Raw genomic sequence first — 18,788 nt, forward strand, 5'->3', positions numbered from 1 at the left:
GTATGATCTGACAGAGCGGTCTTTGCCCGATACCGATCATAAGCTGCTCGCCCGGTGGGTACAGCAGTATAAAATATCGGCAGACGATCCCATGTATGGCGCGTATCTGTCTGCACGTGTAGCTTTTGATGGAGCCGCTGCCGCTGGTTATTCCTTAGAAATCATGAAAACCGCTCTCGCATCCATCCCAAACAAGATACAAAAAGCCGTCACTGCAGGGGCCGGTGATATCCAAGGGCACGTGGATAAAGCCTTTGACATAAATGTAATCAAACTGGAAAGAGCGATTAGTCATGGACTAGAGCGGGGTTCTTCATCGGCATTGATCGCCTTGAATACGGCCACCAAAAACCTGAAAGACGCTGCGGCCGCCGTAGACAAAAATATGAATGCGGCCATTGCTCAAAAGCAGGACAAAGTCATCGACCACTGGGTAGATACCGGTGCCGACCTCTTGAACATCACCGTGCGGGAAGCGGTTTTGAAACAGCGCGTCCTGAACGTTTACTTTATTTTAGGGGTGATGCTAACCGCGTTTGTGTTAGGTGCAGTGCTTTGTTATGAATATCTCACCTTAACCCATCGTATTACGCCATCGACCATCCTGATAAATCAACACACGGGAAAACTGGAATGTAAGGTTTCACAACACGGCGCTAATTTCTGCGAAATTCGGTAAGTCACGAACGCTGTTTGAAAAAGTTTTACTTGAATGCGATGGATACAACATGCTGATCTCAAGATTCCCTATTCGGCCAGCATACGGCCATAAATTAGCCGTAATAAACGAACAAGCGGGAACCCCATCATCAATAACAGGTTCATGACCGATCACAGACGTCACCGGCCATGATAAAGACGGCTCAACTATTTTCTTTGTCTTGGCCTATATCCAGTTCATCTGAATCGTAGAAATAAACAGGTAGACGTTTCAGAGGCCGCTGCCAAGCTTTAAACCCAAAGGGAGGCAATGATTGCGCATATTTATCTACTGACCAATACTCTAGAATAGTTCCATCTGGATTAGTTTTAATCTCAGGTTTGGGGATCAGTGAGGTTTCAATCCCAAGATCGTAACCAGCAGCATCAGCAAGACAAGGAAAATTGAAAGCGATCACCGAGTGAATGTGCCGTGCAAGCTGACGCCACAGACTGGTACTCAGCCAAGCATATCCTGCATCCGGATTTTCTAATTTTCCCACCCACCAGTTTATCAGATGCAGAGGATCAAAAGCTTCCTCACTACCCGTTTCCAACAAATACAAACGCATCAATACGGCACCCATCGGGGTCTTATACACATTTTCAATTCCTTTTAACATGACATTCTCCTTTACCAATCATCAAAACACGATCTACAATCAACCCAATAACAAATTATAACTCTTTAAGTAAAATAAAAAAGTTTTTCTACTGACCTACTACTATAATCTATTTTTTCACTTGTACGAAACACCTTCAAGACATTTTCCAGACCGTCAACCTATTACAAACCAGAATGATGCTGACGTTGTGGTGATTTAATGAAAATACGCTTTTAAATGGGATTATGAAACTTCCTTGATGCCTTATCCGGAATTGCAAGCCAGCTCGTTCAGATTTTTTCGTGGGATACACATTGTACCCAATGGCCTATTTTATAAAGTCTTTGATCGCCATATAAGGGACACATTAACCACATGAAAAAATGATTCATCGAAGGTTCTTCATTGAGCAGCTTTCAGCCTGTTTTGTTCCAAATGGAATTCATTCAGGACATGATTTACGGTAGGCATTTACACCATGTCAACTGCCTCAGCTTCCAATGAGACATACTCTTTTGGGGCATCGATGAATTTTACATAGATGATCTGCAATAAGGTATCGGCCAGAAGATACAGCAAGTAACTTCCTATAGTGGTGGTACATTTGGCACGCTACGAATAAGATGGGCGGTGTTGACTATCGCTTATTTAGGGTAACATATAGACCTGTAGTCGCATCCCGATTAACGACATCTTTCCGCAAATCAGCAAAGGAGTACCATCATGTTTGGATTTGGAGAAAAGCCCCAGGAACAGCAAACTGCCACTTGTCCATGCTGCCAGACGCCCATGCAGGATATGGGTGCCCATGGCCTTCGTATGGGAGGTTTAACCGGTCTGGGTGGGGCCGCATTGGGCATGTTCGCCGGGCAGATGGCCGATGATGGCGAGGAAGCCTTCGAGAAGAAACTCAAGGTACAGGTCTTTGTCTGCCCCCAGTGCAGCGAGATTTCCTTCAAATATCATGGCGGGCTTTAAACGGGAGTGAGTCAGCATGCATGAGATCATTTGCCCCCATTGCCACAAAACTTTCAGCTTGGACGAAGCGGGATACGCCGATATTCTGAAACAGGTTCGGGATGCGGACTTCGATAAGCAGATCCATGAGCGTCTCGCGCTGGCTGAAAAGGAAAAGCAGAACGCTCTGGCCCTCACCCGGGCTGAATCCCTGGCAGAAGCGCAGCGTGCCGAAGCCGCCAAGGATGCAGAAATTGCAAAACTCAGGGAACAGATAGCTTCCATCAACAAACTCGAATCGGTCAATCTCCAGAATGCCCTGCAACGCCTTCAGGCAGAAAAGGATAGGGAAATTCAGTCGCTCAATGCCAAACTGGAAGCCAGCCAGACCCATCAGCAACTGGCCGTTAGTATGGCTGTCCGGAACATAGAAAAAGAGCGCGACACGCTGAAAAACAGTCTCGATCGGGTAGAGCTTGAAAAGCACCTGGCGGAAAAATCCATCACCGAACGTTTCGAAATGCAGATCAAGGACCGCGATGCAGCCATTGAACGCTTGCGTGACATGAAAGCCAAACTCTCCACGAAAATGGTCGGAGAAACCCTGGAGCAGCATTGCGAAATTGAATTCAATCGAATCCGGGCCACAGCATTCCCTTACGCCTACTTTGAAAAAGACAATGACGCTCGGGCGGGTAGTAAGGGTGACTATATTTTCCGGGATTATGACGAAGCCCAAACGGAAATCGTATCCATCATGTTCGAGATGAAAAACGAAAATGACCAGACGGCCACCAAGAAGAAAAATGAAGACTTTTTGAAGGAACTGGACCGTGACCGTACAGAAAAAGGTTGCGAATACGCGGTACTGGTTTCACTCCTGGAATCCGATCACGAACTCTATAACAGCGGCATTGTGGATGTATCTCACCGCTATCCGAAGATGTACGTCATTCGGCCGCAGTTCTTCATCCCCATGATTACCTTGCTGCGCAATGCGGCCATGAAAGCGCTCCAGTATAAGACCGAGCTGGCCCTGGTGCGCACGCAAAATATAGACATTACAAACTTTGAAAACGATCTGGAGAGCTTCAAGGATGCATTTGGAAGAAATTACGACTTGGCATCCAGAAAATTCGCCACGGCGATTGATGAGATCGACAAATCCATTGATCATCTACAGAAAACCAAAGAGGCGCTGCTGGGCGCGGATCGGAATCTGCGCCTGGCCAACGATAAGGCCCAGGATGTAACCATCAAGAAACTCACCCGGAAAAATCCTACCATGGCCGCCAAATTTGCCGAACTGGAAAACCCAAAAGAAGGATAATGATGCCGCTCTATATTGAACCCCATGCGGGACCTGCACCCATTGTGCAGCTGATACGATCAGCCCACCACTCGGTCAATGTCGGGGTCTATTATCTCTCCGACCATCCTATTCTCCGGGCATTGAAAGCAGCCCATGCGCGCGGTGTGGATGTGCGCGTTATCATTGAGGGTAAGCCTTATGGCATGAAACCCTGGCAGGTGCGTAAGGAAGAACGGGAGATCGAGGCGACGGGTGCCACTTTACATCTGGCCCCTTACCGCTTTACCAGTCATGGGGATCACTATGCTTTTCTCCATGAAAAGTTTGTCTGTTCAGGCCATGAATGCGAAATTGGTACGGCGAACTTCGATTGGAGCGCATTCGATCGCAATAGGGAGTACCTGTATGTCACGAAAGATCCTGCCGTGGTCAAGGCGGCCAACGCTGTTTTCCATGCAGACTGGAATAATCGACGGGCTCCGGCCTATGCACATCAGATTCTGGTTCTTTCTCCGGGCACGTCTGCCGCGCAAATCATCGGTGTCATCCAGCAACCGGGTCCGATAGACATCGAAAGCGAGGAAATGGGTCCATATCGCCCGACACTGGAGGCTATTGCCCGAAAAGGCGCGCTGGCCAGAGTCATCCTGCCCGCCAGTATCAACGCCCAAGACAAGCAAGATGTAGCCTTTCTGCGCGCACATGGGGTTCAGGTACGCTTGATGCCGGTGAAGCCGATTTACATGCACGCGAAGGCCGTAATTTCCGGGAATGAAGCATTGATAGGCTCCGAGAACTTCACGGAGACTTCACTGGAGTCCAATCGAGAAATGGGGTTATTGCTTCATGGTCGTCCGGTATCGGAGCTGCAGGCGCAATTTAATCGGGATTGGACCAGATCTGCACATGGCTAAACACGAAACTATCATAAAAGCTCCCCAGTTTGGAATAAGAGCCAATCTAAAGACCAATCCCGGCAAAGAGACTCCTGCGGAGCGTATTCCTGCGGAGCGCAAAGAATCCGCAAAGGATGTACGGGATCCAGATATGGCTTCCGCGAACGCTACTCCATCATTCTGGTACCCCAAGGATCTTGATCTCCCAGAGAAGACTGCGCCCAAAATGGCTTTCAAGACAGCGCCTAAAATCGCAGAAAAGCGCAAGGTGGAAGTTATTGTGCGAAAGAAGCGGAATTTTAGCCTCTAGTCGCGCTTAGGAATCCTGCGATCAGGTTATTTTCAGGGAATTGTTGCCTGCGATGCTGCTGTCATATAACCTGTTTCATGTAACTTTAATGAGGAGATGATTTATGACCACTGCACATGTGAACATGCGGGTTAAAAAACATCGAGACGCCTTGCGTGCCGCAGGGTTGAGGCCAATTCAAATTTGGGTGCCAGACACCCGTCGTCCAGACTTTGTGGAGGAATGTCGTCGTCAGTGTCTTGTTGTGCGGAATGACCCGCAAGAAAAGGAGGTGATGGACTGGCTTGAAGCGGCAGCAGATAAGGATGGGTGGGTTTGAAAAGGGGCGCTATAGTCGTTGTTGCCCTACAAGGTGACTATGGCAAGCCCCGCCCGGCGCTGGTTGTTCAGTCTGAAATGTTCTCGACATTGCCCTCCGTGACAGTTCTCCCCATTACCAGCGATCTCAGAGATGCGCCGCTTTACCGTATCGGCATTGAGGCATCACCGGAAACCGGATTGCACAAGCCTTCACAAATCATGGTGGATAAATCGCAGACTATCCCTCGCGAGAAAATAGGCCAGATAGTCGGGCACTTGGACGATGGGATGATGGTCTCTGTGAATCGGGCGATGGCTCTATTCCTTGGCTTTGCCTGATGGAACATTGGCGTAATGTTGCGCCTCTGCTGGTCCCGCCAGCCGATGACGCAGATTATCAATCACTGGTGGAATCTCTGGATGCCATTCTGGATGCGGGGGGCGCGGATGAAAATAGTCCTCTGGCTGGACTGGCCAGCATGATCGGATATTTGATCGAAAAGTACGGAGCTCAAAATTACCCCATGCCCAGTGCTATGAGCAGCCAGGAAGTTTTGGCATTCTTAATGGCACAACATCATCTCCGACAATCCGATTTGCCCGAAATTGGAAATCAGGCAAAGGTTTCGGACGTGCTTTCAGGCAAGCGTAAGATCAATCTTCGTCAGGCGAACGCCTTGGCAAAACGGTTCGGCTTGAGCATTGAAGTATTTGCAGGAACCGATTAAAAAATAATTCGCGTGTCAATCGCCTACGCCGGGTTGCAACACTTATCAGACTGTAGCGGTCGGTTCTGGATGTATTCCCCTAACCATGCCTCATCCCGCCATGCACATTCCCGCACCATCACGGCCAGCATTTTTTGTATCCGGCTGGGTGGAACATTTTTGACCCATCGACAAAACCGGGCATCTTTCGCATAAAAACCGACCATCGTACTCACATCAATCGCATAAGCCGGGCTGAGAACGTGCATCTCCACATGATGAAAAACGTTTTTAGCCATCGCATGAATATCCGTTTTCATATAATCCCCCTTATTTTCCTTATGGGATCATAACACAAAACGTTAGGCTTGGACGTCTATTTTTACGAGGCGACTTCTCCCAACCGGTGAGGTCATGGAATCGTGTGTGGATAGATGTATCAACGGTAGCTCAATTATCTTGCTCCATTCGTATCATCTGGATGGGCAACCGTTCTCCCTCTGCATTTTCCGACGGCATCGGTACCACAGGGTCTCGGAATGATAAAAAACCTGATGTTCCATCTTGCCAATAAACCCACGACTTGTAATCACAACCCAAGTAAGTCTCGATGAAGAAGAATTTTTGCAGGGTAAGATCGGAGGTAAGATAAACTTACTTTAAAATTATTTATTTATTTTTAATTCAATTGGTTAGCATATCTAATTGGCGGAGGCGGTGAGATTCGAACTCACGAGGGGCGCAAACCCCTGCCGGTTTTCAAGACCGGTGCATTCAACCGCTCTGCCACACCTCCATGACAGTGGAGTTTAACCAAAGCCCGGGCAAATGTGAATGCCAGACAACTTTAACTCATACAAAAATATATTCCTTCAGTACACCAGAAACTCATTATGTTCTTATTTTCTAATTGTTTATCACCAAATTAAAAATACCTTGGTTTCCGCAAGACCAAACCCGGTCTATACTCTTGAGATGCTCAATGGGAGCATTCCATACATATGGCGGAGGAGAAAATGATGTTTAAAAAAATGATGATGGCGACGGTTTTGGGATTGGGTCTCGCCGGTTCTACGATGGCAATTGCAGCAGATACAAGCAGTTCCGCAACAGAGAGTAGTGCCATAACAGCAGCATCCACAACCCCCGCTTTCATGTCTCCTGCCTGGGCCAAGGAGCTTTGCACCGCATGGAACAATAATCCGACGCTGACCGAAAAACTCGCGGGATCCTGGATCAAAAATAATGGCGGTAAGGGTTACAAGATAATGGAGGTCTCTGACTCCAGCATGAAAACCACGCCGCCCATTCAGCTCGAAATTGCCGCTAAAGACGGTAAGGCTGAATGCACCTACGGTGGTGCGGTGAAGGTTGCCGACCTGAATTACAACTACGACTACAAAATGTGGGCAACGACCCATGACTGGCATCACATGGGTTCACCTGCAATGGCCATGATGTTTGGACGTCTCAACTTCAAGGGCCCGAAAATGGAAGCCATGGAAAACATGGGTCCGTTCTCCGAATTTCTGAAACTGGTTAAGGAAGTGCCCGCCACTGTTCCGGCTTCCTGAGCGCACCCAAAAGTTGTCATATAAAAAGGGTGCCTTCTGCTGGCACCCTTTTGAATGAACGGGCATTACCCACCCGCAAAACAACACTTCAAAATTTCATTCCGGCTTCTGGAGTCGTTCCAGCAACAGGGTATTCACCTGATCAGGATTGGCTTTACCCTGACTGGCTTTCATCACCTGGCCGACAAAAAAGCCCAGGAGCTTATCCTTACCCGCCCGAAAACCCGCAACCTGCTGGGGATTGGCAGCAATAATTTCATCTACCATAGCAGCAATGGCTGACGCATCGGTAATCTGACGCAGGCCACGACTATCAATAATGGCATCAATTTCACCACCCTGGTGAAAAATTTCCTCAAATATTTCCTTGGCAATTTTCCCGGAAATGGTTTTATCTTCAATACGCTGCACCAACAGGCGTAATTTTTCGGCAGACACCGGGCAATCCTGAATTTCGACCCCCGCTTTATTCAAAGCCCCGAGCAAATCACCCATGACCCAGTTGGCCGCCAGCTTACCTTCCACGCCATCCGCCACACTCTCGTAGTAGTCGGCAAGATCACGCCCGGCGGTCAACACACCGGCATCGTAGGCCGAGAGCTGATAGGCCTGCATAAAGCGTTCACGCTTGGCATCCGGGAGTTCAGGCAGACTTTGCCGGACTTTTTCAATACGCGCCTCATCCAGAACCAGAGGCAACAAGTCAGGATCCGGAAAATAGCGATAATCGTTGGCCTCTTCCTTGCTGCGCATCGAGCGTGTCTCATCCCGGTTGGCATCATACAGGCGCGTTTCCTGAACAATGCTGCCACCACCCTCCAGAATATCTTTCTGACGCAGGATTTCATATTCAATGGCTTTTTCCAGAAACCGGAAAGAATTCAGATTCTTGATTTCCGCCCGGGTACCAAAAGGGGCTCCAGGACGGCGCAGGGAAACGTTGGCATCACAACGGAAGGAACCTTCCTGCATATTGCCATCACAAATTTCCAGATAGCGCACCAGCGCATGCAGTTTCTTCAAGTAAGCCACCGCTTCCGCAGATGAACGCATATCCGGTTCGGAAACAATTTCCAGCAGTGGCGTCCCGGCGCGATTCAAATCAATACCGGTCTGGCCGACAAAAGCCTCATGCAGGGATTTACCCGCGTCTTCCTCCAGATGTGCGCGGGTGACGCCGATGACCTTTTCAGAACCATCCGCCATCTGTACCGTCAACTGCCCCTTGCCGACAACCGGCAACTCGTACTGACTGATTTGATAGCCCTTGGGCAAATCCGGATAAAAGTAATTTTTTCGCGCAAACACGCTATGCCGATTCAGCTCGGCACCAATCGCCAGACTCAAAGCAATGGCTTTATCGACGGCTGCCCCGTTCAAAACCGGCAATGCTCCCGGCATGGCCAGACAAACCGGACAGGTATGACTATTGGGTTCTGCACCAAAAGCAGTCGGGCAGCCGCAGAATATTTTGGTGGCGGTGTTGAGTTGCGCATGAACCTCCAGACCGATAACCACTTCCCAGTCCATACTCATGCCTCCCCCGCCTTCAAGTTTGGTCGTGCCAGATGCCAGTCAGTTTCCTGCTGATAGCGATGCGCCACATTCAACAATAAATCGTCCGCAAAATAATCGCCCATCAACTGCATGCCAATGGGCAGGCCGGATTGGGTGAAGCCACAGGGCAGACTGAGAGCCGGAATCCCCGCCAGATTCACAGCAATGGTATAAATATCGGCCAGATACATGGAAATTGGATCAGCGTTTTTTGCACCCAGTGCAAAGGCGGGTCCCGGGGTCGTAGGGCCGACAATGACATCCACCTCGGCAAAAGCGCGGCGGAAATCTTCGCGAATCAGACTTCGCACCTGCTGGGCCTTGAGATAGTAGGCATCATAATAGCCCGCAGAAAGGACATAAGTGCCGACCAGAATACGCCGCCGCACTTCGGCACCGAAACCTTCATAACGGCTCTGCCGATACAAGTCATCCAGGTTTTCTACGGCACTACTGCGATGGGTATAGCGTACTCCGTCAAAACGCGACAGATTGCTGGAAGCCTCAGCCGGTGCCAGGACGTAATAGGTACTGACCGCATGAGGGTTATTTGGCAGGCGAATGGATTGAATGGAAGCGCCCTGTTTGGCTAACTGATTTATCCCCGCCTGCACGGCGGCAGCCACTTCCGGATCCAGTCCCTCGCCAAAAAACTCTTCGGGCACGCCGACGCGCAATCCCTGCAGAGGACGATCCAGTCCACGCAGAAAATCACTGGCAGCCGCCGGGTGGCTGGTAGAATCCCGAGGATCATGGGCCACCATGGCATTCAGCAGCAAAGCACAATCCTCGGCGGAACGCGCCATCGCCCCCCCCTGATCGAGACTTGATGCGAACGCAATCATGCCATACCGGGAAACCCGTCCGTAGGTAGGTTTAATCCCGGTAATACCGCAAAGGGCAGCCGGTTGACGAATGGAGCCGCCGGTATCTGTGCCTGTGGCCACCGGCACCAGACCCGCTGCTACCGCCGCTGCCGAACCACCGGAAGAACCTCCGGGTACCATTTCCGTATTCCAGGGATTACGGACAGGTCCAAAATAACTGGTTTCGTTGGAAGAGCCCATGGCAAATTCATCCATGTTAAGCTTACCCAGCATGACCATGCCTTCTGCGTCCAGACGCTCCACGACAGTGGCACTATAAGGAGCGACAAAGTTTTTCAGCATTTTCGACCCACAAGTAGTCGGCACATCTGCCGTACAAAAAATATCCTTATGGGCGATGGGCAAACCCAGCAGCGTTCCGCTTTCGCCTTTTGCCAAACGGTCATCAGCCCGAGCAGCAGATTCCAGGGCAGCAGCCTCGGTGACGGTTATGAAAGCGTTCAGTTCCGAGTTTAAGCCATGGATACGCTTGAGCAGGGTTTGCGTCAACTCTTGCGCAGAGAAATCCCGTTTTTGCAGACCCTCGCGGAGTTGCCGCAGGGAAAAATCGTGGAGGTCCAAATGCTGCTCCTGTTATTCGATAACTTTGGGGACGAGAAAAAGCCCGTGCTCAGTGGCCGGAGCACTGGCCATCAGGCGTTGGCGTTCATCATGATTGGAAACCTGATCCGGGCGCAGTGGCTGTTCCAGATCCAGAGGATGGGCCATGGGTAAAATCCCCTCTGTGGATATGGCACTCAACTCCTCAACGAGCGACATGATTTTTTCCAGTTGACTGGCCACTGCCGGCACTTCTTCCTGGGGTAGGGCCAGACGGGCCAGATGAGCCGTACGGCGCACTGCATCCTGATCAAAAGCCATATTTAATGCTTTCCTTTCGTGTTGGTGCTGGATTCATTGCTGGCGGGAGACGTTCCAGCAGGCGGAGGTAAAGATAGACCTTCGAGCAACTGACTTTTACTGACTACCCCGCCACTGATCAAATACTGTTCATGCTGTTCCCAGGCATTGCGCATAAACTGATAAGGATTCACAGCCTCCTGAACCATGCGGATTTTCGGACCATCCACATAGCCCGTATTAATCACCCCCATGCCACTCAAGGCATATTGGGCAGGGGTACTGGTGAGATAATATGCGGGGCCGGTAAACATGACCATGGCGAGACCCGGCAAACTCCGCAACGAACTGGGTCCATAAAAGGGTAATACCAGATAGGGTCCCTGTGGTACGCCCCAGACTCCAAGCGTCACCCCCAGACTATTGTCGTGCATGGGTAAATCCAGTTTGTCAGCCACATCAATCAAACCACCTACACCGAATAGGGAGTTGACCAGAAAACGGCTCATATCCTCCATACCCTGTTGTACCCGACCTTGCAAAAAATCGTTGATAAAAATGTAAGGCATGCCCACGTTGGAAAAAACGTTACTGACGCCCTCGCGGACAAAACCCGGTGTCACCGCTTTGTAGCCCGTAGATACCGGCTCAAGCACATAATCGTAAAGTCCCATGTTCACATGGAACATAGTATGGTTGAAGGTTTGCAAAGGCGGTCGACCGGATCCCGATGTGCCGGAGCCGGGACCATCCACTGTAGCGCAGCCTGATAGCGCCAGCACGGAACTGGCGAAAATGCCACCAAGCAACCAACGCCAGCGAAGCATCAATTTTTACCACTCGCATAATGAGCAGTTTGCGCTTTCAAATGCGCAATCAAGGCCGGGAACCCCTTGGTTTTAATGGTTTCATCATATTCAGAACGTTTCAGGGATAAATCACTGACCCCGTCGGCAACCACATTCACAATACGCCACTGTCCATCCTGTTGCTGGAGCAGGTAATCAAAACGATGGACCTTGCCATTGCGCATGGTCAAGGTGCTGAATACGCCTTCAGTTCCGGGCTGCATGGTTTCGCTGTTGACGACCGCAAAATGTTCGCCTTTATAGTTATCAAAACGAGCCGCATATGTGGCTGCAGTATAGTCCGCCAACACGCTTACAAATTCTTTCTGTTGCGCAGTGGTCAGTTTGGACCAGTGGCTGCCCAGAGTCAGACTGGCAATCCGGTCAAAATCATAGACTTTCCGGACTACAGGAGACACCACGGCATATCGGCCCTGATAACCCATTTTGCTGCCACCCTGCATGGCTTTCAATAAGGCTGCATCGAGGGTGTCAATAGTGGCTTTTGCTGTCAGGACCTTGGCTTGCGCGGCAGCCGGAGCTGCGACAGCTGCTCCGGCTGAAATCATTGGCGACATGGACAAAGCCGCTGCGACAGCAAGCAACATGGCATTTCTCATAAGCATAAAATCTCCCTGTTAGCCCTTTTTGGACGGCCAATCGCTTACTAACGTTCAACCCGTAATGGAAAAACCGGATGGTCGGATCCCTGTGAAGGGGGAATGGTTGGCATATCCGGAGCCATAGGGCCTTCCGTACGCGGCCCACGCAAGGCTACTTTAAGCGCCCGCAGGGGGTGCGCAAACGTGTCATTGACCGCTGTCGGCTCAAAACCGGAATGGACCTGACACTGATCGCACTTGCGGTTAACCCCGACGCCGTACTGATCCCAAGGAGTCGTTTCCATCATTTCCTTGTAAGTCTGGGCGTAGCCTTCACTCACTAAAAGGTAGCAGGGCTTCTGCCAGCCAAAAATATTGCGGGTAGGATTTCCCCAAGGCGTACATTGATAATTCTGGTTACCCGCCAGAAAGTCCAGAAACAGACTGGACTGATTAAACGTCCATTTCGCCTTGCGTTCCTTACCAATACGGAAAATATCCCTGAACAACTGTCGGGATGCGCGCCTTTGAATGAATACTTCCTGCTGGGGGGCCCGCTCATAGTTGAAGCCGGGAGAAATAGTCACACCCTCAACACCCAGGGCCTTGCAGTCATCCAGGAAATTGGCTACTTCTTCCGCCCCTTCACCCTGAAAGAGGGTACAATTCACGGTCACCCGGAAGCCTTTTTCAACCGCCTCCTGAATAGCCAAAGCTGCCCGCTTGTAGGTCCCCGGTTGACAGACAGAATCATCATGGCGGTGTTCATTGCCATCCAGATGGACAGAAAATGTCAGATAAGGAGAAGGCGTATAATCATCCATACGCTTTTTCAGCAGGAGCGCATTGGTGCATAGGTAAACGAAGCGCTTGCGTTCCACCAAACCCTTCACCACTTCCGGCATATCCTTGTGAATCAGTGGCTCACCACCGGCAATGGAAATGATGGGCGCACCACATTCTTCCGCTGCGCCAATGCACTCTTCCACCGACAGGCGTTTATCCAGCACATCATCGGGGTAATCGATTTTCCCGCAACCCGCGCAGGCCAGATTACAACGAAACAACGGCTCCAGCATCAGGACCAAAGGATAACGCTTACGCCCCCGCAGTTTTTGCGAAACAATGTAGCGACCCACCTTGTAGCTCTGAATTAAAGGAACACCCATAGTATCAACACCCCCACCTGGTGGCTAAACAGCCTGTGAACAAATAACAACCTTAATCGCTCAAGTATAACATACCAAAGCGTATGCAGGACAAGCGCAGCAAATAATCAGGCGCCTTTACCCCGGGACAGAAAGAAAAACAGTATATTGGCAATACGCGGTGCCAATTTCGGACGCAGCAAGCGGGCATCATAAGCAGCAAAACGTCTCTCGTTTTCCGTCCGACATAATGCGAGCAACTGTGTCAGGCTAATGTCGCTACTCACCTGTTCATGGCCGGTCATGGTAAAATTTTCCTCCTGATGATCATTCAGGCCCCTTGCCGTTTGAATCCGCGCCCAGGCCTGCATGCTGATGACCTGGATACGTTGAAACTCAAGGACGATTTTTTTCCAGAACGGCAGGCGCCGACGGTGCCATTTTAACCAGTTGATGAAAAAAATGATGTGTCGCGCCTCTTCCTGCATGACCGGTTCAAATATTTTGACCAGCTCAGGCGGGAAAAATCCCGAGTTTTTGGCCGCAGCAAACAGCCCGAAAGCAAAATAGGAATCCAGACATTCGCCATATCCCGTAAATAGAAACTCCCAGTAGGGATCCCGCAAGGGCGGCGGCGGCGGAGAGGGAGGTATCTGAATATGATAATGTTTTATCAAAGCCTGCAGTAATTCCGAATGCCTTTGTTCTTCCTGACCATCCAGGGCCACAGCAGCACGCACTACGGGATCGGTTTCCCGTGCCGCCATGCTCTGAACCATCCGCGCGGTGACACTCTCCGTCGCTACCGCCTCGCCCCAGAAAGGCAGGGATTTGACCCGTTGTTCCGTGGCAGCATCCAGTTCCGGCCAAGGCATATTTGCAGGATCAAAATGCACATGGGTATCGTGCATGAACTGGCAAAACAAATCCCGATGCTGCTCAGAACCCAGCTCTATGGCCATTGCCGTCATAAAACCCCCTCTTTCCCGGTTGAAACCTGTAACCACCTTCGACGCATATAATGACTTTCTGATGCAACCCATGACAAGAGGACCGGGACACCCAGAAACAGTTCACGCAGACGACGGGCCAAAGCATAAGCCAGAGCCAGATCTGGACCGATACCGACAACTGTTCCGAACAGCATAAAACCGCCCTCCTGAATTCCAATACCTGCTGGCACCACAAATGCCACACTACGCAAAGCTTGCCCCAGACTTTCGAGGAGCAAGGCCGCCCAGAAAGGTACCGGATGGTGCAACAGCCAAAAAGTAAAAACGACCTCAAGAGTGCCCGCAAAAAGCCCGGCTAATTGCCAAAAATTGGCCACTAACAAAGCGCGCCCCTTGTCGTAAAAACTCCGGATTTCCGCATCCAGAAGACGCGGATCGCCGATAATCCCCAAAACATCATAACCGTCAAGCATTCGCTTACTGATGCTCTGCACCAGCGAAAACAAGCCTTTATGTTTTTGCAGCCAGAAAAAAATGACCAGCACCGGAATCGACAGGAAAAGGAAACCCAGAACTTCGAAAACCAGGAGGTGATTGCTGACCGCAAACAGCAACACCACAACTCCCAGCAAAGCAAACAAGAACTGACTCACCAGAGTCAAAGTGATCTCGACCATGACACTGGCACCGGCCACGTAGGGCGAGACACCATATTGACTGAGCATTCGGATTCCCAGCAGTTCACCACCTATCCGTGCCACCGGCAATAAACCGTTCACCGATTCGCGAATCAGGGCCAGCCACAACAAAAACCCAAAGGGGGCGCGCGCCTTACCACGTAACAGCCACTTCCAGCTCAAGGTATCCAGAGCCAGCGGCAGCAAATGAAACGGCAGCAACCAGAGCAACCCCCAGCCCGCCACGGCGAGCAGTGCCACAATTCCGGCAAAACCGGCATGCAGCACCAGATAAACACCTAAGGCCAGACCCAGTAATCCAGCGAGCAGAATGAGCATTTTCTGTTTCAAGGCTTAGCTGCCTTCATCCTGTGCGATTCCCTCTTCGCGGGGAGAAGACGTAAACAGCAGCATCAGGGTCGGCAAAATAATCAATATACACAAAAGTACAATGGCCAATGCCAGACTCAGCGCCTCGCCAAGACTCGCCATGCCCGGATCACGGGATACGGCCATACTGCCAAAAGCACTCAAGGTGGTCAGACCGCTGAAAAACACGGCCATCGGGGTTGAAGTTCCCAACAAATGGGCAACATCCACACCATTGCGCCAGCGCACCACAATATAGATGGCAAATGCCACACCCAGACCAATCAAAAGGGGTAGGACAATAATATTACCCAAATTGAAACTCAAGCCCAGCAGACTCATGGCCGCGACCGTAAACAGTGCCGCCAGCAGCAACGGAATCATGATCAGCAGCACATCCCGATAACGGCGCAAGGCTAAAAGCAACAACAGACTGATACTGGCCAGCGCAATGTAGGTAGCTTCCTGAAAGGCACCAAGAACAGCCTCTCCACCCTGCACCAGCATGACCGGGGTTCCAACCGCCCTGGGCTCGACCTTGAGCACGCTCTGAACAAATTGATACATGGCCTGGTTACTACTCAGATTGGCCTTGGGGAAAATCTCTACACGCGCCTGACCCGCCGCACCTACATAGCGATCCTTGAGCGCTGCCGGCAGGGTTTGCAAATTGACCGGTCCGGCGGACAGAGCCATACCCAGCTGTTTCAGCTCGCCGGGCAGAGTACCCATCACACTATTCTGTAAAGCATTCATGGCGGCGGGCTGTTTTCCCTGCTTCTGTAAAAATGTCTGAAGATGATCAGCCAACTGCCCGGTCATTTTACCATCTGCAGACGTCTGACCATCCTTGACAGCCAGAGCACGCAGATCCTTGACCAGTTTATCCAGTTTCTTACGCGTATCTGCAGCCGGTGGGGTCAAGGCTGTCGGCATCATCAGTGAAAAAGGGGGTACCAGAATCTGCAGATTCTGCAAAATGGCCAATTTTTTGGACTGGTCCTTGGGAATATAACTTTCCACAGTCAATGCCCGTGCCACCGTCGGCAACCGCTCGACGCGCCGGGCCACGGTCTGTGCATCGGCAATATTAGGCGTGAGCACTTCCATCCGGTAGGGAGCGGTATCGGGGTTAGCCAACAGCTTTTCAAAGACTTTTACCCCTTCGGCGTGACTATCAATCATGTGGAGTGGATTAAAGTCAAAAGTTGCCCGCATCGCCAGGGGAATGGCAGCAACGGCGAGTATGGCCACCAAACCCAATACCCAGTAGGCATAGCGATGGATTGGATGTTTTGCCAGAGTAGGCACCATCGTAAAATGCGGATAATTAATGACCCGATGTTGCCCGTTTAAGGCAATGGGCCACAAGGTCAAATAAGCAGGCAAAAAAGTCAGGGTCAACAGCAGCGCAATAAGCATGCTGGTCCCGGAAATCAGCCCAAGATCCACAATTCCGGCATAACTGGTAGGCACAAAGGCGTAAAAACTCAGTGCCGCCGCCACTGCAGCCAAACCTAGCGCTGTTCCCATACCCTGGGTCACCCGATGCATGGCTACCCGATGCACCGCACCGTTGAACAATTCCTCGCGATAGCGCAGACAGAATTGAATACCGAAATCCACACCCAGACCAATGAACAAAATAGCAAAAGCCACAGAGATGAGATTAAAGGGGCCGACGAAAAACAAGGCCCAGGCCGTCGTCAGAATAATGCCCGATACCAGCCCGATCAGCACACCACTCACCAATTTCACCGAGCGTAGGGCAATGCTGAGTAAAATGATTTCCAGCCCCAGAGTCAGCGCCAGGGATTCACCAGCACCATGACTGACGGTCTGGAGTTGCTCCGCATCCAGCACAGCCCCTCCGGTCACACCGACGCTGACGCCGTGGGCGGCATTTAACTGCAAACTCTGCAAACCTGCCTGCAAGGTCCGGATGGCAGCCTCGGCAGGCTGTAAGGAATGATAATTCATGGCTGGCTGAATGATGACGAAGCGCTGGGCAGGGCCCAGCTTGGCCAGGTCTCCGCCCATCATTTCATTCCAGGAAATCTGGTACGGCTTACCCTCCAGGCGGGCTTTCACGGCCTCATTCAACGCCGAGAATATGGCCGTCATGCCCGGCAACTGCACACCATTACTCAGTCTTTGGCTGATGGCCATACTCAACAAATCACTTAAACCACCAAGACTGGGATCGGCGGACAAACGGGCAATCAGGGGCTGGGCATTGGTAATGCGATCGGCAAAATCCTTTACTTTTTCCGGAGACAAATAGAGCAGACCATTCCGCTCAAAAAAACTGCCACCACCCGGCACGTACACACTGTGAAACATCTTCGGGCGAGCGCGCAGCCAGGTCTCCAGACGGGTAACTGCTGCGTCGCTACTCTGAGGATTTTTTCCCTGCAGTACGACTACAATGGTGTTTTGGTCCTGGGAAAAAACCTTGTGATAAGCCAGCTCACGCTTCTGAAAGGGCAGATCGCGAGATAGGGCATGGCTGGTATTGGTATCTACTGCAAAATGTGTAAACGCATAAAACAGGGCCAGCAAGGTACCAATCAACACCAACCCCATCACCCAAACAGCCCGTCGCACTGAAAAATCGACCACCTGCACCAAAAAATGCGCAATGGATTTGCCGATACTTTCCAGGAATCGTTCAGCCGCTGGTGAAATCACTGAATCTACCTCTCACAATTTGATGATCATGCAAATACTCCTCAACCCTGGGACTCAACAGGGCGGCATATTCTGCCTGGGGCTCATAATCAGGCATGAGCTTTCGCAGTAAAGGACTCTGGGTGGTGGCCGGATGAAAATAAATTTCTACCAGAGACTTTTCTGGCAGACAGTTCAGCAGACCCAGCAGACGTGATTCGGTCATATGTCCGGTGGCATCCAGACCGCAAAGCAAATCATTATAAAGCAGTCCACGCTTATCCAGTTGTCGGCGCATTCTTGCCAACCAGGGGCGCAAAAAAAAAGCCCAGAAGGCAGGTGCGAAGCCCCGCGCACCACCACATCGCGCCACCGCCAGTGACTCCCGGGGGAGACGTACTGCCCGCAATCCAAATGCCTCCCCAATATCCAGCATCAGACTTAACACCGTAGGATGCAAATGCAGATGTTTGTGGGCGTTGGCATGATCGAGCACCAGACCGGCGTCTGCAAAGGCCGCAAACTGCGCACGAATTTCTGCCGCCAGCTGCCTGCGCACCTTGGGCAGAAAAAAATAACGCACGCCGCGCAACCATAAATCCGCTGCAAAACGGCCCTGAACGTCCACCAGATCCGGTACCTGTGCCGCTGGCAACAGCGGCGCTCCATCCACCAGAGTCAGGTGCAAACCGACACCCAGTCCAGGCAAGCTTTTCGCCCGGCGTATGGCATCAGCCGCCGCAGGGGCCCCCACCATAAGACTGGCGGTGGTCAGCACACCCTTCTGATATGCTGATTCCACCGCCTCATTAACCGCGAGATCCAGTCCGAAATCGTCGGCGTTAACGACCAGCCGCCGGGTATGCCCCTGCCCCAC

At 51.2% G+C, this 18,788-nt stretch carries 21 protein-coding genes and 1 tRNA gene; 9 read left to right on the plus strand and 13 right to left on the minus strand.

Annotated elements, in window-relative coordinates:
* The coding region (locus tag H7F08_RS03070; RefSeq protein ID WP_227487797.1) for a hypothetical protein at positions 1 to 679 on the plus strand (679 nt) is incomplete at its 5' end.
* A 184-nt stretch (positions 680 to 863) separates the two neighbouring features.
* On the opposite strand, the gene H7F08_RS03075 is transcribed toward H7F08_RS03070, so the two are convergent.
* Positions 864 to 1,322, minus strand: coding sequence for a hypothetical protein (locus tag H7F08_RS03075; RefSeq protein WP_193639821.1), 459 nt, complete (start codon positions 1,320 to 1,322; stop codon positions 864 to 866).
* Between the two features lie 705 nt (positions 1,323 to 2,027).
* On the opposite strand from H7F08_RS03075, the gene H7F08_RS03080 reads away from it, so the two are divergent.
* The 7 genes from H7F08_RS03080 (at position 2,028) to H7F08_RS03110 (ending at position 5,807) form a co-directional block, all read left to right on the plus strand.
* Entirely contained in the window at positions 2,028 to 2,282 is a 255-nt protein-coding gene (locus tag H7F08_RS03080) for a hypothetical protein (protein ID WP_193639822.1), read from the plus strand.
* 16 nt (positions 2,283 to 2,298) lie between these two features.
* Positions 2,299 to 3,591 carry a DUF2130 domain-containing protein gene (locus H7F08_RS03085; protein ID WP_193639823.1) on the plus strand — a complete coding sequence of 431 codons (1,293 nt, stop codon included), beginning with the start codon at positions 2,299 to 2,301 and terminating at the stop codon, positions 3,589 to 3,591.
* Positions 3,592 to 3,593: 2 nt separating this feature from the next.
* Positions 3,594 to 4,487: a phospholipase D-like domain-containing protein gene (locus H7F08_RS03090; protein ID WP_193639877.1), complete on the plus strand. Its 894-nt coding sequence runs from the start codon at positions 3,594 to 3,596 to the stop codon at positions 4,485 to 4,487.
* Positions 4,480 to 4,779 (plus strand): hypothetical protein, encoded by a 300-nt coding sequence (locus H7F08_RS03095; RefSeq protein ID WP_193639824.1) that lies wholly within the window; start codon positions 4,480 to 4,482, stop codon positions 4,777 to 4,779. Before H7F08_RS03090 ends, H7F08_RS03095 begins: the two co-directional genes overlap by 8 nt.
* 103 nt (positions 4,780 to 4,882) lie before the next feature.
* Entirely contained in the window at positions 4,883 to 5,098 is a 216-nt protein-coding gene (locus H7F08_RS03100) for an antitoxin MazE family protein (RefSeq protein ID WP_193639825.1), read from the plus strand.
* Positions 5,095 to 5,418 (plus strand): type II toxin-antitoxin system PemK/MazF family toxin, encoded by a 324-nt coding sequence (locus H7F08_RS03105; protein WP_193639826.1) that lies wholly within the window; start codon positions 5,095 to 5,097, stop codon positions 5,416 to 5,418. Before H7F08_RS03100 ends, H7F08_RS03105 begins: the two co-directional genes overlap by 4 nt.
* Positions 5,418 to 5,807, plus strand: a complete 390-nt coding sequence (locus H7F08_RS03110) for a helix-turn-helix domain-containing protein (RefSeq protein ID WP_193639827.1) — start codon at positions 5,418 to 5,420, stop codon at positions 5,805 to 5,807. The genes H7F08_RS03105 and H7F08_RS03110 overlap by 1 nt, the downstream gene beginning before the upstream one ends.
* 23 nt (positions 5,808 to 5,830) lie before the next feature.
* Here H7F08_RS03110 and H7F08_RS03115 read toward each other — a convergent pair whose 3' ends face one another.
* Positions 5,831 to 6,106, minus strand: coding sequence for a hypothetical protein (locus H7F08_RS03115; RefSeq protein ID WP_193639828.1), 276 nt, complete (start codon positions 6,104 to 6,106; stop codon positions 5,831 to 5,833).
* A gap of 386 nt (positions 6,107 to 6,492) precedes the next feature.
* Positions 6,493 to 6,582, minus strand: a tRNA-Ser gene (locus H7F08_RS03120).
* Between the two features lie 220 nt (positions 6,583 to 6,802).
* Between H7F08_RS03120 and H7F08_RS03125 the strand changes: the two genes are divergently transcribed.
* Positions 6,803 to 7,360 (plus strand): SCP2 sterol-binding domain-containing protein, encoded by a 558-nt coding sequence (locus tag H7F08_RS03125; protein WP_226825926.1) that lies wholly within the window; start codon positions 6,803 to 6,805, stop codon positions 7,358 to 7,360.
* Between the two features lie 96 nt (positions 7,361 to 7,456).
* On the opposite strand, the gene gatB is transcribed toward H7F08_RS03125, so the two are convergent.
* From gatB to hpnK, 10 genes are all read right to left on the minus strand, one after another.
* Positions 7,457 to 8,890: an Asp-tRNA(Asn)/Glu-tRNA(Gln) amidotransferase subunit GatB gene (gene gatB / locus H7F08_RS03130; RefSeq protein ID WP_193639878.1), complete on the minus strand. Its 1,434-nt coding sequence runs from the start codon at positions 8,888 to 8,890 to the stop codon at positions 7,457 to 7,459.
* 2 nt (positions 8,891 to 8,892) lie between these two features.
* Positions 8,893 to 10,365, minus strand: a complete 1,473-nt coding sequence (gatA, locus tag H7F08_RS03135; protein WP_193639829.1) for an Asp-tRNA(Asn)/Glu-tRNA(Gln) amidotransferase subunit GatA — start codon at positions 10,363 to 10,365, stop codon at positions 8,893 to 8,895.
* A 12-nt stretch (positions 10,366 to 10,377) separates the two neighbouring features.
* A complete protein-coding gene (gene gatC / locus H7F08_RS03140; protein WP_142090019.1) occupies positions 10,378 to 10,665 on the minus strand; it encodes an Asp-tRNA(Asn)/Glu-tRNA(Gln) amidotransferase subunit GatC in 288 nt (95 codons plus the stop codon).
* Between the two features lie 2 nt (positions 10,666 to 10,667).
* On the minus strand, positions 10,668 to 11,471 hold the full coding sequence (locus H7F08_RS03145; RefSeq protein ID WP_193639830.1) for a VacJ family lipoprotein: 804 nt from the start codon (positions 11,469 to 11,471) through the stop codon (positions 10,668 to 10,670).
* Positions 11,471 to 12,118, minus strand: coding sequence for an ABC transporter substrate-binding protein (locus H7F08_RS03150; RefSeq protein WP_226831393.1), 648 nt, complete (start codon positions 12,116 to 12,118; stop codon positions 11,471 to 11,473). Before H7F08_RS03150 ends, H7F08_RS03145 begins: the two co-directional genes overlap by 1 nt.
* Positions 12,119 to 12,159: 41 nt before the next feature.
* Positions 12,160 to 13,263 (minus strand): adenosyl-hopene transferase HpnH, encoded by a 1,104-nt coding sequence (hpnH, locus tag H7F08_RS03155; RefSeq protein ID WP_010636860.1) that lies wholly within the window; start codon positions 13,261 to 13,263, stop codon positions 12,160 to 12,162.
* Positions 13,264 to 13,370: 107 nt separating this feature from the next.
* Positions 13,371 to 14,213 carry a ferritin-like domain-containing protein gene (locus H7F08_RS03160; protein ID WP_010636861.1) on the minus strand — a complete coding sequence of 281 codons (843 nt, stop codon included), beginning with the start codon at positions 14,211 to 14,213 and terminating at the stop codon, positions 13,371 to 13,373.
* Complete coding sequence (locus tag H7F08_RS03165; RefSeq protein WP_193639831.1) at positions 14,210 to 15,223, minus strand: lysylphosphatidylglycerol synthase domain-containing protein; 1,014 nt, start codon at positions 15,221 to 15,223, stop codon at positions 14,210 to 14,212. The genes H7F08_RS03160 and H7F08_RS03165 overlap by 4 nt, the downstream gene beginning before the upstream one ends.
* A 3-nt stretch (positions 15,224 to 15,226) precedes the next feature.
* The gene (locus tag H7F08_RS03170; RefSeq protein WP_193639832.1) at positions 15,227 to 17,932 is read right to left on the minus strand and encodes an MMPL family transporter; all 2,706 of its coding nucleotides are present in this window, start codon (positions 17,930 to 17,932) and stop codon (positions 15,227 to 15,229) included.
* Entirely contained in the window at positions 17,913 to 18,788 is an 876-nt protein-coding gene (gene hpnK, locus H7F08_RS03175) for a hopanoid biosynthesis-associated protein HpnK (RefSeq protein WP_193639833.1), read from the minus strand. The genes H7F08_RS03170 and hpnK overlap by 20 nt, the downstream gene beginning before the upstream one ends.

Origin of the sequence: Acidithiobacillus sp. HP-11 (assembly GCF_015100075.1) — a bacterium.
GTDB lineage: Bacteria > Pseudomonadota > Gammaproteobacteria > Acidithiobacillales > Acidithiobacillaceae > Acidithiobacillus > Acidithiobacillus thiooxidans.

Bases quoted from the DNA above. Each gene is read 5' to 3' on its own strand.
- H7F08_RS03075 (WP_193639821.1), bottom strand. From the start codon at position 1,322: ATGTTAAAAGGAATTGAAAATGTGTATAAGACCCCGATGGGTGCCGTA.
- H7F08_RS03080 (WP_193639822.1), top strand. From the start codon at position 2,028: ATGTTTGGATTTGGAGAAAAGCCCCAGGAACAGCAAACTGCCACTTGT.
- H7F08_RS03085 (WP_193639823.1), top strand. From the start codon at position 2,299: ATGCATGAGATCATTTGCCCCCATTGCCACAAAACTTTCAGCTTGGAC.
- H7F08_RS03090 (WP_193639877.1), top strand. From the start codon at position 3,594: ATGCCGCTCTATATTGAACCCCATGCGGGACCTGCACCCATTGTGCAG.
- H7F08_RS03095 (WP_193639824.1), top strand. From the start codon at position 4,480: ATGGCTAAACACGAAACTATCATAAAAGCTCCCCAGTTTGGAATAAGA.
- H7F08_RS03100 (WP_193639825.1), top strand. From the start codon at position 4,883: ATGACCACTGCACATGTGAACATGCGGGTTAAAAAACATCGAGACGCC.
- H7F08_RS03110 (WP_193639827.1), top strand. From the start codon at position 5,418: ATGGAACATTGGCGTAATGTTGCGCCTCTGCTGGTCCCGCCAGCCGAT.
- H7F08_RS03115 (WP_193639828.1), bottom strand. From the start codon at position 6,106: ATGAAAACGGATATTCATGCGATGGCTAAAAACGTTTTTCATCATGTG.
- H7F08_RS03125 (WP_226825926.1), top strand. From the start codon at position 6,803: ATGATGTTTAAAAAAATGATGATGGCGACGGTTTTGGGATTGGGTCTC.
- gatB (WP_193639878.1), bottom strand. From the start codon at position 8,890: ATGGACTGGGAAGTGGTTATCGGTCTGGAGGTTCATGCGCAACTCAAC.
- gatC (WP_142090019.1), bottom strand. From the start codon at position 10,665: ATGGCTTTTGATCAGGATGCAGTGCGCCGTACGGCTCATCTGGCCCGT.
- H7F08_RS03145 (WP_193639830.1), bottom strand. From the start codon at position 11,471: ATGCTTCGCTGGCGTTGGTTGCTTGGTGGCATTTTCGCCAGTTCCGTG.
- H7F08_RS03150 (WP_226831393.1), bottom strand. From the start codon at position 12,118: ATGCTTATGAGAAATGCCATGTTGCTTGCTGTCGCAGCGGCTTTGTCC.
- hpnH (WP_010636860.1), bottom strand. From the start codon at position 13,263: ATGGGTGTTCCTTTAATTCAGAGCTACAAGGTGGGTCGCTACATTGTT.
- H7F08_RS03160 (WP_010636861.1), bottom strand. From the start codon at position 14,213: ATGACGGCAATGGCCATAGAGCTGGGTTCTGAGCAGCATCGGGATTTG.